The 12,769-nt window shown below is 39.1% G+C and carries 11 protein-coding genes, 1 tRNA gene and 1 other annotated feature; all 12 genes read left to right on the top strand.

The window, feature by feature from the left end:
• The first annotated feature begins 2 nt into the window (after positions 1 to 2).
• The 12 genes from NIZ91_18235 (at position 3) to tig (ending at position 12,617) form a co-directional block, all read left to right on the top strand.
• Complete coding sequence (locus tag NIZ91_18235; protein ID USY54649.1) at positions 3 to 599, top strand: XTP/dITP diphosphatase; 597 nt, start codon at positions 3 to 5, stop codon at positions 597 to 599.
• 14 nt (positions 600 to 613) lie between these two features.
• Positions 614 to 1,123 (top strand): metallophosphoesterase, encoded by a 510-nt coding sequence (locus NIZ91_18230; GenBank protein USY54648.1) that lies wholly within the window; start codon positions 614 to 616, stop codon positions 1,121 to 1,123.
• A gap of 125 nt (positions 1,124 to 1,248) precedes the next feature.
• Positions 1,249 to 1,322, top strand: a tRNA-Arg gene (locus NIZ91_18225).
• Positions 1,323 to 1,635: 313 nt separating this feature from the next.
• Positions 1,636 to 1,885 (top strand) — a binding site (T-box leader).
• Positions 1,886 to 1,978: 93 nt separating this feature from the next.
• Positions 1,979 to 3,685 (top strand): acetolactate synthase large subunit, encoded by a 1,707-nt coding sequence (ilvB, locus tag NIZ91_18220; GenBank protein ID USY57222.1) that lies wholly within the window; start codon positions 1,979 to 1,981, stop codon positions 3,683 to 3,685.
• Positions 3,682 to 4,194: an acetolactate synthase small subunit gene (gene ilvN, locus NIZ91_18215; GenBank protein ID USY54647.1), complete on the top strand. Its 513-nt coding sequence runs from the start codon at positions 3,682 to 3,684 to the stop codon at positions 4,192 to 4,194. The genes ilvB and ilvN overlap by 4 nt, the downstream gene beginning before the upstream one ends.
• 60 nt (positions 4,195 to 4,254) lie before the next feature.
• Entirely contained in the window at positions 4,255 to 5,280 is a 1,026-nt protein-coding gene (gene ilvC / locus NIZ91_18210) for a ketol-acid reductoisomerase (protein USY54646.1), read from the top strand.
• Positions 5,267 to 6,799 (top strand): 2-isopropylmalate synthase, encoded by a 1,533-nt coding sequence (locus NIZ91_18205; protein USY54645.1) that lies wholly within the window; start codon positions 5,267 to 5,269, stop codon positions 6,797 to 6,799. The genes ilvC and NIZ91_18205 overlap by 14 nt, the downstream gene beginning before the upstream one ends.
• 27 nt (positions 6,800 to 6,826) lie before the next feature.
• Positions 6,827 to 7,936, top strand: a complete 1,110-nt coding sequence (leuB, locus tag NIZ91_18200) for a 3-isopropylmalate dehydrogenase (GenBank protein ID USY54644.1) — start codon at positions 6,827 to 6,829, stop codon at positions 7,934 to 7,936.
• A gap of 59 nt (positions 7,937 to 7,995) precedes the next feature.
• Positions 7,996 to 9,411, top strand: a complete 1,416-nt coding sequence (gene leuC / locus NIZ91_18195; GenBank protein USY54643.1) for a 3-isopropylmalate dehydratase large subunit — start codon at positions 7,996 to 7,998, stop codon at positions 9,409 to 9,411.
• An 11-nt stretch (positions 9,412 to 9,422) separates the two neighbouring features.
• Positions 9,423 to 10,016 (top strand): 3-isopropylmalate dehydratase small subunit, encoded by a 594-nt coding sequence (leuD, locus tag NIZ91_18190; GenBank protein USY54642.1) that lies wholly within the window; start codon positions 9,423 to 9,425, stop codon positions 10,014 to 10,016.
• Between the two features lie 101 nt (positions 10,017 to 10,117).
• Positions 10,118 to 11,122: a tetratricopeptide repeat protein gene (locus tag NIZ91_18185; protein ID USY54641.1), complete on the top strand. Its 1,005-nt coding sequence runs from the start codon at positions 10,118 to 10,120 to the stop codon at positions 11,120 to 11,122.
• A gap of 208 nt (positions 11,123 to 11,330) precedes the next feature.
• A complete protein-coding gene (gene tig / locus NIZ91_18180; GenBank protein ID USY54640.1) occupies positions 11,331 to 12,617 on the top strand; it encodes a trigger factor in 1,287 nt (428 codons plus the stop codon).
• Positions 12,618 to 12,769: the final 152 nt, after the last annotated feature.

The following is a 12,769-nucleotide window of genomic DNA, read 5'->3' as shown; positions in this document are numbered from 1 at the left end:
AGATGGTTCGAGAAGTTATTATTGCAACAAAGAATGCAGGAAAAGTAAAAGATTTTCAAACACTTTTTTCTTCTAAAGGCATTGAAGTTAAGTCGTTGCTTGATTTTCCTGAGATTGCTGATGTTGAAGAAACGGGAACAACTTTTGCTGAAAATGCCATTTTAAAAGCTGAAGCAATTTCACATACATTACATACTGCCGTTATAGCGGATGATTCAGGGTTATCTATTGATGCGTTAGGCGGAGAACCGGGCGTGTATTCAGCGCGATATGCTGGCGAACAAAAGGATGATAATGCTAATATAGAGAAAGTACTAGAAAAGTTGAACGGTGTGCCGTTTGCTGAACGAACAGCAAGGTTTCATTGTACGCTGGCTCTTTCTGTACCAGGCAAAGATACAATTACAGTAGACGGAACGTGTGAAGGATATATCTTGGAAGAGAAAAGAGGAGAAAATGGCTTTGGCTATGATCCAATTTTCTATATTGAACAGTGGAAGCGTGCTATGGCGGAGTTGAAGAAAGAAGAAAAGAATAAAATTAGCCACCGAGCAAACGCACTGAAAAAACTTGAACCACTGATTGATGCCCAATTTTAAAGGAGTGATGACGTGTGAAACTATTGATTGTAAGCGATAGCCACGGATTACAAGATGAGTTAATCGTAATTAAGGAGAGACATGCAGATGTAGATAAAATGATACATTGTGGTGACTCAGAACTTTTGCAAAATAGTAAAGAAATGGCGAACTTTTTAAGTGTTCGTGGAAATTGTGATTACGATGCATCCTATGTCAACGATCGCGTTGAAAAAGTGGGAGAAGCTACATGTTTGGTAACACACGGTCATTTATATAACGTTAAAATGTCAATGATGAATCTTCACTACAAGGCAAGGGAAGTAGGAGCGAATGTCGCATGCTTCGGTCACTCTCACGTTGCAGGAGCAGAAGTAATGGATGGCGTATTATTTATTAATCCCGGAAGTATTTTACTGCCTCGTATGAGAAAAGAGCGCACGTATGCTATACTTGAGCTTGAAGACAATGAAGCAACTGTACAGTTTTATGAGATAAGCGGTGAGCGTATTCCTAGCATGCAGCTGACGTGCACGCTTGCTTAAAAAATAAATAAAATAAATGAGAAGAGAAAATTTCTCCTCTCTTCTCATTTATTTTTAAAAAAACGTTGACTTTTTAATTGTATTTAAATATAATTAAAAATGTCTTTGAAACAATTTAACAATATGTCCCAGTAGCTCAGCAGGATAGAGCAACGGCCTTCTAAGCCGTCGGTCGGGAGTTCGAATCTCTCCTGGGACGTCCTAAAAGCCTACTTTTTATTTTAAGATAAAAAGTAGGCTTTTTGTTTTTCTAAGGAATACAAATGAACTCGATAGAAAAACTTTTTTAAATCCTCTCATCCTTAGAGTCTCAATGATGAAAGCGTATCCAAAAATTCTGTTTAGTCTAAATTATCTAAAAAATATTCAAAAAACGGTTGACTATGTATAAAAATGGGCGTAAGATAGTCCTCAAATATAAGTTTTCTAAAAATTTTAATTAGTTGAAAACGTTAGTTTTCTCTGTTATTTGAAAGTGAAAATCTGAGAATAACATCAGGATAAAATAATGAACTAAAACGTTGAAGAGGATAAGTAATTTTGATAGTTTGGTATCAACAGAGAGTCGGGTTGCTGGAAGCCGACGTTACCACATCAAAGTGAACTCACCTCAGAGTGTCATCCTGAATTGAGTAAGGATGGCCGAGTGTTATTCCAACACACTCGTTATCAAAACGAATGTTTATACATTCATGAGGTAGTCTTCGTGACTACAAATGAGGGTGGTACCGCGTAAAGTACAAAAGACTTTTCGCCCCTTGACCTATCTTAATAAAGTGGGTCTTTGTCAGGGGTGGAGAGTCTTTTTTTCTTTTTATTAAGAAAACGAAAGGATGAGAAAAAGTGGGAGCCAATATGCAAACAAAAGAGCCAGCAAACATTGGGAAACAAATGAATGGATCTGATATGTTGATTGAATCTCTAAGAAGAGAGAATGTTGACGTCATTTTCGGTTACCCAGGAGGAGCTGTCTTACCAATTTATGATAAGCTTTACGGCTCAGGAATGTTTCATGTACTTGCTCGTCATGAGCAAGGTGGGATTCACGCAGCTGAAGGGTATGCGAGAATTTCTGGTAAGCCTGGTGTTGTCATTGCTACGAGTGGACCTGGTGCTACAAACATTGTAACTGGTTTGGCGGACGCAATGATTGACTCACTTCCTTTAGTTGTATTTACGGGGCAAGTAGCGTCAAGTGTAATTGGTTCAGATGCGTTCCAAGAAGCCGACGTATTAGGAATTACAATGCCGATTACCAAGCACAGCTATCAAGTGCGTAAAGTCAGTGATTTGCCAAGAATTATTAAAGAAGCATTTCACATTGCAACAACGGGAAGGCCTGGTCCAGTCTTAATTGATATTCCAAAAGACATGGCACAAGGAGATGGTGAGTTTAGCTATGAAGGTGAGGTTAACTTACCAGGCTATCAGCCTACATACACGCCAAACCAGCTCCAGGTTAAGAAATTAGCCGAAGCGGTAACAGTTGCTAAAAAGCCAGTTATTTTAGCAGGTGCGGGTGTATTATTGAGTAAAGGTTCAGAAGAATTAAAAAATTATGTGGAAAAGCAAAACATTCCTGTTGTGAACACGTTGTTAGGGTTAGGCTGTTTTCCGGCGGATCATCCGCTTCATTTAGGAATGGCCGGTATGCACGGCACGTACACAGCAAACATGGCGATTTATGAGAGTGATCTACTCATCAGCATCGGAGCTCGGTTTGATGATCGTGTAACAGGCAATTTAAAGCACTTTGCACCAAATGCTAAAATTGCTCACATCGATATCGATCCAGCTGAAATTGGTAAAAATGTACCAACGAAAATCCCGATTGTGGGAGACGCAAAAGAAGTGCTTGCACAGCTTCTTTTACAAGATGGAGAAACAGGAGATTATACGAAATGGCATGAGAAGTTAGCGGGATGGAAACAAGAATATCCTTTATGGTATGAGAACTCTTCAGAAGTGTTAAAGCCTCAAAAAGTGATTGAGCTACTACATCAATACACGGATGGAGATGCCGTAGTGACAACAGACGTAGGCCAGCATCAAATGTGGGTTGCTCAATACTATACGTTCAACAATCCAGATCGATGGGTAACGTCAGGCGGCTTAGGGACAATGGGATTTGGTTTACCTTCTGCCATCGGTGCACAGCTGGCAAACAAAGATAAAACAGTTGTAGCAGTTGTTGGGGATGGCGGCTTCCAGATGACGCTTCAGGAATTAGGTGTGATTCATGAGCTTAATCTACCTGTGAAAGTGGTTATATTAAACAATCATTCTCTTGGAATGGTTCGACAGTGGCAAGAAATCTTCTATGAAGAGCGATATTCTCATTCACTGATTCCAAATCAGCCAGATCTTATGAAACTAGCGGAAGCTTATGGTATTAAAGGACTTCAAGCAAAGACTGAAGAAGAGGCACACGCTGTGTTAAAAGAAGCGATGGAGACGGATGGTCCAGTGTTAATGAATTTCTTCGTAGCACCAAAAGAAAATGTGTATCCGATGGTTGCTCCTGGAAAAGGACTTCATGAAATGGTGGGGGTGAAACCGTGAAGCGGATTATAACAGCAACAGTGTTAAATAGAGCAGGTGTTTTAAACCGAGTAACAGGGTTATTTACTAAAAGAAATTTCAATATTGAAAGTATTTCAGTGGGGCATACCGAGTCAGAAGGCGTATCGCGTATGACGTTTGTAGTAAACGTGGAAGATGATGGGGCTGCTGAGCAGGTAATTAAGCAATTAAACAAACAAATTGACGTCTTGAAAGTTCAGGACATTACTGAACAGGCGGTTGTTTCACGTGAGCTTGCTTTAATGAAAGTAGCTTCAACACCAGCCAGCCGAAATGAGTTGTATGCAGTTATTGAACCTTTTCGAGCAACCATTCTTGATGTTAGTCGAGATAGCTTAATCATCCAAGTAACGGGTGAATCGAGTAAAATCGAAGCTATGATTGATTTACTTCAACCATATGGGCTGAAAGAAGTAACGCGAACGGGTACCGTAGCTGTGCCGCGTGGAACACAAAAAGTAGCTGCAAAATGGTCATCAATTATTTAACTAGGATTTAAACAAAAAATTAACCTATAAAAAATTAAAAACAAAGAGGAGAGATTTATTATGACAAAAGTATATTATAACGGTGACGCAAAGGATCAATTTTTACAAGGTAAAACAGTAGCAATCGTAGGATATGGTTCACAAGGTCACGCTCATGCACAAAACTTACGCGATAGCGGAGTAAACGTAGTTGTTGGTTTAAGAAAAGGTAAATCATGGGATCAAGCTGAACAAGATGGATTCACAGTTCTTTCAGTAAAAGAAGCTGTACAACAATCTGAAGTTGTGATGGTCTTATTACCGGATGAGCATCAACCAAAAGTATATAATGAAGAAATTTTACCAGGATTAAAACCAGGAAAATCATTAGTATTTGCACATGGTTTTAACATCCACTTCAACCAAATCGTTGCTCCTGAATTTGTAGATGTATTCTTAGTAGCTCCTAAAGGCCCAGGACATCTTGTGAGAAGAACATACGAAGAAGGTGCCGGTGTACCAGCTCTATTTGCTGTATTCCAAGACGTAACTGGTGAGGCAAAAGAAATTGCGTTAGCATACGCAAAAGCAATCGGATCAGCTCGTGCAGGCGTATTAGAAACAACATTTAAAGAAGAAACAGAGACAGATTTATTCGGTGAACAAGCAGTTCTTTGCGGTGGCTTAACATCATTAGTAAAGGCAGGTTTTGAAACACTTGTAGAAGCAGGTTACCAGCCAGAAGTTGCATACTTCGAGTGTTTACATGAATTAAAATTAATCGTTGACCTTATGTATGAAGGTGGATTAGCAGGAATGAGATACTCAATTTCTGATACGGCTCAATGGGGTGACTTTGTATCAGGTCCACGCGTTGTAGATGAGCGTTCAAAAGAACAAATGAAAAAAGTGCTTGAAGACATTCAAACAGGTAAATTTGCTAAAGGATGGATCTTGGAAAACCAAGCAAATCGTCCAGAATTTACAGCAATCAATAACAATGAAAATGAGCATTTAATTGAAAAAGTTGGTGCACAGCTACGTGAAATGATGCCATTTGTAAAAAAACAAAAGAAAGAAGCGGTGGTCGCTAGTGCAAAAAATTAACCTATTTGACACGACGCTAAGAGACGGGGAACAATCACCAGGAGTTAACTTAAACCTACAAGAAAAGCTTGAGATTGCAAAACAATTAGAGCGCTTAGGTATTGATGTAATCGAAGCAGGTTTCCCAGCTTCTTCAAAAGGCGATTTTCAATCGGTGAAGGAAATTGCGTCGACTGTCAAACATTCTTCTGTAACAGGCCTTGCGAGGTCTGTTACACAGGATATTGACATCGCTTGGGAAGCCTTAAAAAGCAGTGCTGAACCAAGGCTGCACGTATTTATTGCTACTTCTCCAATTCACTTGGAACATAAGTTGAAAAAGACACCAGAGCAAGTGTTAGAAACAGCAGTTGAAATGGTGAAATACGCAGCGAAAAAATTTCCGATTGTTCAATGGTCTGCTGAAGATGCATGCCGAAGCGAATTACCGTTTCTAGCACAGATTGTAGAAGCTGTCATTGACGCAGGGGCTAAGGTTGTTAATATCCCGGATACGGTTGGTTATACAACGCCGGCTCACTATGGATCTGTCTTTCAATATTTAAAAGAAAATGTTTCAAACATTGATAAAGTATCATTGTCTGCTCACTGTCATGATGATTTAGGCTTAGCTGTAGCTAATTCACTTGCTGCAATTGAAGCAGGAGCAACACAAATTGAAGGTACAATCAATGGGATTGGTGAGCGTGCTGGAAATGCGGCTTTAGAAGAAGTTGCGCTTGCTTTAAACATTCGCAAAGATTTCTATCAAGCTGAGTCAGGCCTAGTTTTACCAGAAATTAAGCGAACAAGTGATTTAATTAGTAAGCTAACTGGCATGACGATTGCACCTAATAAAGCAATTGTAGGTAAAAATGCTTTTGCTCACGAATCTGGTATTCACCAAGATGGTGTCTTGAAAAATCCACTAACATACGAAATTATTTCGCCAGAGCTTGTTGGAGTGAAACAAAATCCAATTGTGCTTGGGAAGCATTCTGGAAGACATGCATTCCGTACACGTTTAGTAGAGTTAGGGTTTGTTCTAGAAGATGAGCAAGCAAACGTTCTATTTGAAAAGTTTAAGGACTTAGCAGATAAAAAGAAAGACATCACAGACGATGACTTGTTTGCATTAGTAGTGCACAAGCAAGTTAACGATGATGTTGAATATAAGCTAGACGGACTTCAAGTGCAGTATGGTATTAATAATATTCCAACGGCTACAATCACGCTTCAACGTAAGAATGGAGATGTTGTTCAAGAAGCAGCAACGGGATCAGGAAGCGTTGAGGCGATTTACAATACGCTGGCACGTTGTTTAGAACAAGATGTAAAGCTGTTAGATTATCGCTTACAGTCCATTAATGGTGGGCCGGATGCGCTGGCAGAAGTATTTGTTAAAGTACAAAGTGGCGGTGTTGAAGTAAGTGGAAGAGGTGTAGCGTTTGATGTACTAGAGTCATCGGCAAAAGCCTATATTAACGCAATTAATCGCCTATTTGCTATTAAGCAGCACCGTATTGAGCAAGAAGTGTAATACGTAAACAAGAAGGGAGAGACTATCATGACAAAAAAGGTAGCTGTGTTACCTGGAGACGGAGTTGGGAAAGAAGTTACAAAAGGTGCGATTGATGTCTTAAACGCCATCGGTCAACGCTTTAACCATCAGTTTGAATTTAGCTATGGGTTAATTGGAGGAGCTGCTATCGATGCAGAAGGAGTACCCCTTCCAGCAAGTACAGTAGCAGTTTGTAAAGAAGCGGATGCAGTATTGCTTGGTGCTGTAGGTGGCCCTAAGTGGGATGCTGTTCCTACACACCTCCGTCCAGAGCGAGGCTTATTAGCAATTCGTAAAGAACTGGACCTTTATGCTAACTTACGTCCAGTTACTTATTATGATAGTTTAGCAGATTCTTCTCCTTTGAAAAAAGAATATATTCAAGATGTTGATTTCATTATCGTACGTGAACTAACAGGCGGTTTATATTTTGGAAAACCAAGCGAACGCCGCACAAATGGGAACGAAGAAGCCGTTGTAGATACGCTATATTATAAGCGCGAAGAAATTGAGCGCATCATTCGTCAAGCATTTGAAACAGCAAAGGTTCGTCGTCAAAAAGTTACGTCTGTTGACAAAGCAAATGTATTGGAGTCAAGTCGTTTATGGCGTGAAGTCGCTGAAGAAGTATCAAAAGATTATCCGGATATTGAGCTTGAACATATGCTAGTAGATTCAGCAGCAATGCAGCTTATCCGCAACCCAAAACATTTTGACGTAGTAGTTACTGAAAACATGTTTGGAGATATTTTAAGTGATGAAGCGTCGATGCTAGCTGGATCTTTAGGGATGTTACCATCTGCTAGTTTGACATTAAACGGACCTTCTCTTTATGAACCTGTTCATGGCTCAGCACCAGATATTGCCGGGCAAAATAAAGCCAATCCAATCGCAGCTATTTTATCAGCAGCGATGATGCTAAGACATTCATTTGGCTTTGAAGAAGAAGCCAAGGCAGTGGAACAAGCGGTAGAACACGTATTAAACGCTGGTCATCGTACAGCAGATTTAGCGAACGGATCACATTATTTATCAACTGAAAAAATGGTCGAAGCAATTGTAGATACGATTGCTGATGACTCTGCAATTATTAACATTATGACGGCTTATAGTTAATCATGCGTTTCTCACCTTTGTGTGAGAAACGTTTTTCATAACTGGAAAGGAGGAGCAAGATGAAAGCAAAGAACATTATTGAGAAACTATGGGAACAGCATGTAGTACGCCAAGAAGAGGGGAAGCCGGATTTATTATACATTGACCTTCATCTTATTCACGAAGTAACGTCACCTCAAGCATTTGAAGGCTTACGTGTTGCTGGACGAAAAGTAAGGCAACCTAATTTGACGTTTGCAACGATGGATCACAATATTCCAACCGTTGACCGTTTCAACATCAAAGATCCAATTGCAAAAAAACAAGTTGATACATTATCTGCAAACTGTGCTGAGTTCGGCGTGAGGTTATTAGACTTAACGAATGAAGAACAAGGAATCGTTCATATTATTGGACCAGAATTAGGCTTAACGCAGCCTGGAAAGACAATAGTATGTGGGGATAGCCATACATCTACCCACGGAGCGTTTGGGGCATTAGCATTTGGTATCGGTACGAGTGAAGTTGAGCACGTGTTAGCTACTCAAACACTTTGGCAAGCAAAGCCGAAAACGATTCAAGTAAAAGTAAATGGCCAAAAGAAAAACGGTGTATTTGCAAAAGATATCGTGCTAGCAATTATTCAGAAATTTGGTGTGAACTTCGGAACAGGATCTATCATTGAATTCACGGGGGATTGTATTAAGCAGCTTTCGATGGAAGAGCGTATGACCATTTGTAACATGTCCATTGAAGCGGGAGCAAAAGCAGGCTTAATCAGCCCTGATGAAGTAACTTTTTCTTATATTAAAGGAAGAGAATATGCACCAAAAGGTGAAAAGTTCGCTGAAGCAGTTGAAAAGTGGAAAGCGTTAGCTTCTGATGAAGGAGCAGAATACGATCAAACGCTAGAAATTGATGCAAATGAAATCGAGCCTGTTGTGACATGGGGAACAAACCCTGCAATGAGTTCGTACATTAGTAAAACAGTTCCTACATTCGAATCGTGTAACACAGATTCAGAACGCAAATCATTGGAAAGAGCGCTAGACTACATGGGGTTAACTCCAGGTATGGCAATTGAAGATATTCCAATTCAACACGTGTTTATTGGTTCCTGTACGAACGCTCGCTTATCGGATCTGCGTGATGCAGCTTCTTTTATAAAAGGAAAGAAAGTATCACCGAATGTGCGAGCGATGGTTGTACCAGGTTCTCAGAAAATCAAGCGTATTGCTGAAGAGGAAGGCATTGCTAAAACGTTTGTTGAAGCCGGATTTGAATGGCGCGATTCAGGATGTAGCATGTGTTTAGGAATGAACTCAGATTTAGTTCCTCAAGGGGAACACTGTGCTTCCACGTCAAACCGTAACTTTGAAGGACGTCAAGGTAAAGGGGCACGAACACACCTTGTTAGTCCGGTAATGGCAGCGGCAGCAGCAGTATATGGTCACTTTGTAGACGTTCGTAAATTACAAGAAGAAGCTGTGAGATAAGGAGAGGTAACATGAATGCATTTACAGTTGAAACAGGAAAAGTAGCCGGGATGGACCGCTCTAACGTCGATACAGATCAAATTATTCCAAAGCAGTTCTTAAAGCGCATTGAGCGTACTGGCTTTGGAAAATATTTATTTTTTGATTGGCGATATAATGAAGATGGAGTAACACCAAATCCTAGCTTTGAGCTAAATGCGCCTGAAAATGAAGGAGCAACAATCTTAGTTGCAAATGAAAACTTCGGGTGTGGTTCTTCACGTGAACATGCACCGTGGGCATTGTTAGATTACGGCTTTAGAGCTATTGTAGCGCCATCCTTTGCAGATATCTTTCAACAAAACTGTCTGAAAAATGGAATTCTACCAATTACATTACCGGTTGAAGATGTTGAGTATCTATTGAAGGAGTCCAAAGCAGCTGATTATAATTGCACAATTGATTTACATCAGCAAACAATTTCAGATAAAGCTGGATTCAAACGAACGTTTGACATTAATAGCCATTGGAAATATATGCTTGTAAATGGGTTTGATGAAATTGGTTATACATTATCGTTTGACTCTGACATTGATCAGTATGAACACAATACCGTTCGATATTGAAAAAAGCTGGGCAAAGTTACGTCTTTGCTCGGCTCTTTTTTGCGTTCTATTAGACAACTTGCTAAACTGTATAGCAAGTAAATGTGAAGTGAGGAGAGAATATGACAGAGCAAAAGCGAGATAATGTAATTGCGTTTCCTCATTTGCAAGAGCGTTTAGTAGAAAAAGCGAAAGAATATCTACAGCATAAGCGCTTTAATGAGGCTCTGAATTTATTTGAGCAAGCATATGGAATAGACCAAGAACACCGAGACGTATTGTTCGGGCTAGCTGTATGCTATTTAGAGCTAGGTGAGGTCGAAACAGCTAAAACGATTTGTAAAAAGATGTTACATGAAGATATCGGACATTACTATGATAATCTACAAATGCTTTTAATGATTCTTATACAGCTTGGTGAGTACAAAGAAGGTTATGAAACCTTGCAGGCTGTTGTAGAAGAACATGATGTACCTGCTGAGTATCAAGAACAAATTAATCAACTTTTAGCGTTTTGCTTATCAAGAATGAATCAAGAAATGGATATAGAAGGACAAACAGAGCAGGAGCAACTTACACGCTTAAAAGAGTTCTTAAATGAGACGGTCGTTGCAAATCAAATTGATTATTTACATACGCTCCCTCTCCATCGAATGAATCAGTATAGCTTCTTTTTACAAGAGCTATTTAAAAATGAATACATTCATCCTATTGTGAAAACTGAGGCTCTTAAAATATTAATGAAGGAGCAGGTTAACTATGACTTTCAAATCAACAAATTTCAGCGTGAGAAAAAAATTAATCCGCTCACTTTACAACAACTAATACCATCTCCTTTAGCCATTCATGTTGAGAAATCCCTGAGGGAAAAGTTGGAACACGAAAATCCCACTATGCTTCAAGCAAGCTTAGAGATTTGGAATCGCTATTTGTATGTTTTATTTCCATTGAATCCGGTTAATGAACATGTAGATATCTGGGTGGAGGCGCTATATGCAGTTGCAAATGAACTATATGGTGAAGAGGTTGATACTGAGCAAATTGCATTAATGCATAACTTCTCTGCTGATGATTTAAAACAAGCTATTAAACACCTAAAGGAAATTGAAGAAATTTCTTTAATATAAAATGAGGTGTTTTGTTGAAACGTCTTTGTTGTATGTTATAATATAATGGTTGTAAAATGCACTTAAACAAGTATAGTAGAATTTCATCTTTACATCACGTTCCTACTTACTTTAAAGTAATAGGGAGTTCGATAGATAATGAAGGAAGCATTGATCTCATTATCAGAGTGAAAATCACTACTTAAAATGATTTTGGAGGGAAATATACATGTCTGCAAAATGGGAAAAACAAGAAGGTAATCAAGGCGTTTTAACAGTAGAAGTTGAAGCTGCTGAATTCAATAAAGCCTTAGATAAAGCATTCACAAAAGTTGTTAAACAAGTAAACGTACCAGGTTTCCGTAAAGGGAAAATGCCACGTCCACTATTTGAAAAACGCTTTGGTGTAGAATCTTTATACCAAGATGCATTAGATATCTTATTACCAGAAGCTTACAGCAACGCTGTTGCCGAAGTTGGTATCGAGCCAGTAGATCGTCCAGAAATCGATGTTGAAACAATCGAAAAAGGACAAGATTTAGTTTTCACTGCTAAAGTAACAGTTAAGCCTGAAGTAAAATTAGGCGAATACAAAAACTTAGAAGTTGAAAAATTAGACGCAACAGTAACTGACGAAGATGTTGAAGCAGAATTAAAATCTCTTCAAGAGCGTCAAGCTGAGCTAGTAGTAAAAGAAGAAGGTGCTATTGCTGAAGGCGATACTGCTGTAATCGACTTTGAAGGATTCGTTGACGGAGAAGCATTCGAAGGTGGAAAAGGTGAGAACTATTCATTAGAAATTGGTTCTAACACATTTATTCCAGGCTTTGAAGAGCAATTAGTAGGCTTAGAAGTTGGAGCTGAAAAAGACGTTGAAGTAACGTTCCCAGAAGAGTACCATGCTGAAGAGCTTGCTGGTAAAAAAGCAACTTTCAAAGTGAAAGTACACGAAATTAAAGCAAAAGAATTACCTGCATTAGACGATGAGTTTGCTAAAGATGTAGACGAAGAAGTAGAAACTTTAGAAGCATTAAAAGCAAAAACAAAAGAAAACCTACAAACTGCAAAAACAAATGAAGCTGAATCAGCTCTACGTGATGCATTAGTAGAAAAAGCTGCTGAAAACGCAGAAGTTGAAATTCCAGAAGCAATGTATGCAACTGAAATGGATCGCATGATGCAAGAATTCGAGCAACGCTTACAAATGCAAGGTTTAAACCTTGAGCTATACTTCCAGTTCTCTGGTCAAGATGAAAAAGCTTTACGTGACCAAATGCGTCCAGACGCTGAAAAGCGCGTGAAGATCAACTTAACGTTAGAAGCTATTTCTCAAGCTGAAAATCTTGAAGTAACTGACGAAGAAGTAGAAAAAGAATTAGAGAGCATGGCAGGAATGTACAACATGCCTGTCGAAGAAATTAAGAAAGTGCTTGGCAGTCTTGAAACAGTTAAAGCTGACATGAAGATTCGCAAAGCTGTAGAATTTCTTGTAGAAAACAGCAAAGCTGTAGCATAATAATAGTAAAGAACAAGGCGCGACTTGATCGTGCCTTGTTTTATAACCTTCAAAAGTTTTTTCATACCATAACGACACGCCAGCACGCTGTTTTGTTCAATTGTCAAAAATCCGTAGTTATGAAATTGGCTTAATAAGCTGACAATACATAA

This window comes from Bacillus sp. 1780r2a1, assembly GCA_024134725.1.
GTDB lineage: Bacteria > Bacillota > Bacilli > Bacillales > Bacillaceae_H > Priestia > Priestia aryabhattai_A.
This window is presented reverse-complemented; position numbering and strand designations above follow the sequence as displayed.

Bases quoted from the DNA above. Each gene is read 5' to 3' on its own strand.
- NIZ91_18235 (USY54649.1), top strand. From the start codon at position 3: ATGGTTCGAGAAGTTATTATTGCAACAAAGAATGCAGGAAAAGTAAAA.
- ilvB (USY57222.1), top strand. From the start codon at position 1,979: ATGCAAACAAAAGAGCCAGCAAACATTGGGAAACAAATGAATGGATCT.
- ilvC (USY54646.1), top strand. From the start codon at position 4,255: ATGACAAAAGTATATTATAACGGTGACGCAAAGGATCAATTTTTACAA.
- leuB (USY54644.1), top strand. From the start codon at position 6,827: ATGACAAAAAAGGTAGCTGTGTTACCTGGAGACGGAGTTGGGAAAGAA.
- leuC (USY54643.1), top strand. From the start codon at position 7,996: ATGAAAGCAAAGAACATTATTGAGAAACTATGGGAACAGCATGTAGTA.
- leuD (USY54642.1), top strand. From the start codon at position 9,423: ATGAATGCATTTACAGTTGAAACAGGAAAAGTAGCCGGGATGGACCGC.
- NIZ91_18185 (USY54641.1), top strand. From the start codon at position 10,118: ATGACAGAGCAAAAGCGAGATAATGTAATTGCGTTTCCTCATTTGCAA.
- tig (USY54640.1), top strand. From the start codon at position 11,331: ATGTCTGCAAAATGGGAAAAACAAGAAGGTAATCAAGGCGTTTTAACA.